This window comes from Dietzia sp. KRD202, assembly GCF_017168155.1.
GTDB lineage: Bacteria > Actinomycetota > Actinomycetes > Mycobacteriales > Mycobacteriaceae > Dietzia > Dietzia kunjamensis.
On the sequence record NZ_JABFAN010000118.1, the window covers coordinates 1 to 2402 of the forward strand.

The 2402-nt window shown below is 64.9% G+C and carries 4 protein-coding genes; 3 read left to right on the forward strand and 1 reads right to left on the reverse strand.

The window, feature by feature from the left end; genetic code table 11:
* A partial coding sequence (locus tag J1M64_RS19230) for an acyl-CoA dehydrogenase family protein (RefSeq protein ID WP_206475241.1) occupies window positions 1-1058 on the reverse strand: 1058 nt, incomplete at its 3' end.
* A 96-nt stretch (window positions 1059-1154) separates the two neighbouring features.
* Here J1M64_RS19230 and J1M64_RS19235 point away from each other — a divergent pair.
* The 3 genes from J1M64_RS19235 to J1M64_RS19245 form a co-directional block, all read left to right on the forward strand.
* On the forward strand, window positions 1155-1826 hold the full coding sequence (locus J1M64_RS19235) for a TetR/AcrR family transcriptional regulator (protein WP_235027696.1): 672 nt from the start codon (window positions 1155-1157) through the stop codon (window positions 1824-1826).
* A 53-nt stretch (window positions 1827-1879) separates the two neighbouring features.
* On the forward strand, window positions 1880-2053 hold the full coding sequence (locus J1M64_RS19240) for a hypothetical protein (RefSeq protein WP_206475242.1): 174 nt from the start codon (window positions 1880-1882) through the stop codon (window positions 2051-2053).
* Window positions 2050-2402, forward strand: a 353-nt coding sequence (locus tag J1M64_RS19245) for a transglutaminase-like domain-containing protein (RefSeq protein WP_206475243.1), incomplete at its 3' end; no start/stop codon positions are given. The genes J1M64_RS19240 and J1M64_RS19245, both read left to right, overlap by 4 nt.

The window sequence follows — 2402 nt, forward strand, 5'->3', positions numbered from 1 at the left end:
ATCGGATACTCCTCCATGTAGCCGTAGCCGCCGTGGAGTTGCAGGCAGGTGTCGGCGACTTGCTGAGCGCGTTCGGAGCTCCAGTACTTCGCCATCGCGGCGGTGGGGATGTCCAGTTCGCTCTTGACATGCAGGTCGAGACACTCGTCGATGAAGGCGCGGGTGACGCGGGCTTCGGTGGCGACCTCGGCGAGCTTGAACTTGGTGTTCTGGAATCCGAAGATCGGTTTGCCGAACGCCTCGCGCGTGAGTGTGTACTCGTGTGTCAGGTCCAGCATCAAGTCCATCGACGCGGCGCAACTGACGGCGACGATGAGCCGCTCCTGCGGGAGCTGCATCATGAGCTGGACGAAGCCCTGCCCCTCCTCGGTGCCGAGCAGATTGCTGGAAGGCACACGTACGTCATCGAAGAAGAGCTCGCAGGTGTCTTGCCCCTTGAGGCCGATCTTGTCGAGGACACGGCCGCGCCGAAATCCTTCGGAGCTGGTCGGCACGATGACCAGTGAGACGCCTGCAGCAGCCTGATCCGGGCTGGTCTTGCAGGCGACGAGCACCATGTCTGCGTGGTAGCCGTTGGTGATGAAGGTCTTGGCTCCGTTGATGACGTAGTCGTCGCCTTCTCGGACTGCCTTCGTCTTGATTCCCTGGAGGTCGGAACCGGTCCCCGGCTCGGTCATCGCAATGGCGGTCACGACCTCGCCGGAGGCCATCTTGGGCAGCCATTCGCGCTTCTGCTCCTCGGTGCCGTAGTGCAGCAGGTAGTGCGCCACGATGCCGCTGTGGAGTGCAGCCCCCCAGCTGCTGTCACCGATGCGGGCCTGCTCCTCGATAAGGATCGCCTCGTGGAAGAAGTTGCCGCCGCCCCCGCCGTACTCCTCGGGAACGGAGGCGCACAACAGGCCGAGCTCGCCGGCGCGGGTCCATAGTTCGCGGTCGACGCGCTTCTGTTCGATGAACCGCTCGATGTTGGGCTTGATCTCCCTCTCGCAGAACGTCCGGGCGAGTTGACGGAAGTCGTCGAGGTCCTGGTTCATCCAGGGTGAACGGCGGCTGGGCATGGGTCCTCCAAAGATTATGTGCCGGGTACAGGGTGTACCCGAAGGCTACGGGTACACCCTGTACCGCGCCAGTCCCTTTCGGGTTAGAATGTGCTGGTGGATCTTGCGAGGTGGGTGGACACGGCCGTGGTGCGCCGATCGACGGCGCACGAATCGCACCGGTCGGCACGACGAGAGCAGATAGTGGTGGCCGCGGCTCGTGCGATCGAGGAGTACGGTCCCGGCGTCGGTACTGCCCAGATCGCGGAACGGGCAGGCGTTGCGCGGCCTCACGTCTACCGGCACTTCGACAGCAAGGAAGACCTCGAACGAGAAGTGCTCCGATTCGCGGCTGATCAGCTCATCGACACCGTTCGTCCCGCCATGCGCGTGAGCGGTACAGCTCCCACCATCATCGAAGGCGTGATAGGCGCTGCCATCGGATGGGCTGCCGGTCATCCCAACCTGTATCGCTTCATGGCGGCGCGCCAGCAGAACAAGGAGACGCACCGGGCCAGGTTGGGGCGCACACGGTTCCTCGGGGAGGTGGTGTCCGCAGCCTCGGCATACATGCGCACATCCGAGGTACAGGTCGATCCCCCGGACGGCGTGATGGCGGGGTTGATGGGCATGGTCGACGCGGGGATCATCTGGTGGCTGGACCACCACGATGAGTCGAAGGAAGAGGTGACCACCCGGATCGCCCATCAAGTTTGGCTGATCATGCGTGATCTCGCCCAGAGCGTAGGGGTTGCTGTGGACAACGACCTTCTGTTGAGCGCGCGATGAGGGACCTCTCGCCCGGAATGGGCGCACCTCGAGCCCGTCGAAGCGGTCCCGCGTTGGAACGGCGACGCCCCGTGTGCGACCGGTGGCTGGAAGAGGTCGGTGACCTGGTGCGGCGGATGCCCGACGTCTGCATCTCGGCAGTGCCCGGCGAGCAGCCGGCCGGCTGGCCGCGCACGGCCGTAGCGCTCAAGACTGACGGTCTGGTCAACACCGCGGTGCGGCGATGACGCCGGCGCCGGGATCGCACCTTGAGGCGACCTTCTTCCTCGATCACGACCACGCTTCGGTACGCGACTTCACCCAGCACGTGATCGCCGGCGCGTCGAGCCCCCGAGAGAGAGCGTCCCTGCTCTTTGCTGCAGTGCGTGACCAAATCTGGTACGACCCCTACTCGGTCTCCGAGGATCCTGAGCATTACCGGGCGAGCCACGTCCTCCAGGCCGGCCGCGCCTACTGCGTGCCCAAGGCGGTGCTACTGGCCGCGGTTCTGCGGGCCGCGGGCATCCCTACCCGACTCGGCTTCGCCGATGTACGGAACCATCTGCAGACCGACACCTTACGAGCCGTCATGGGTGG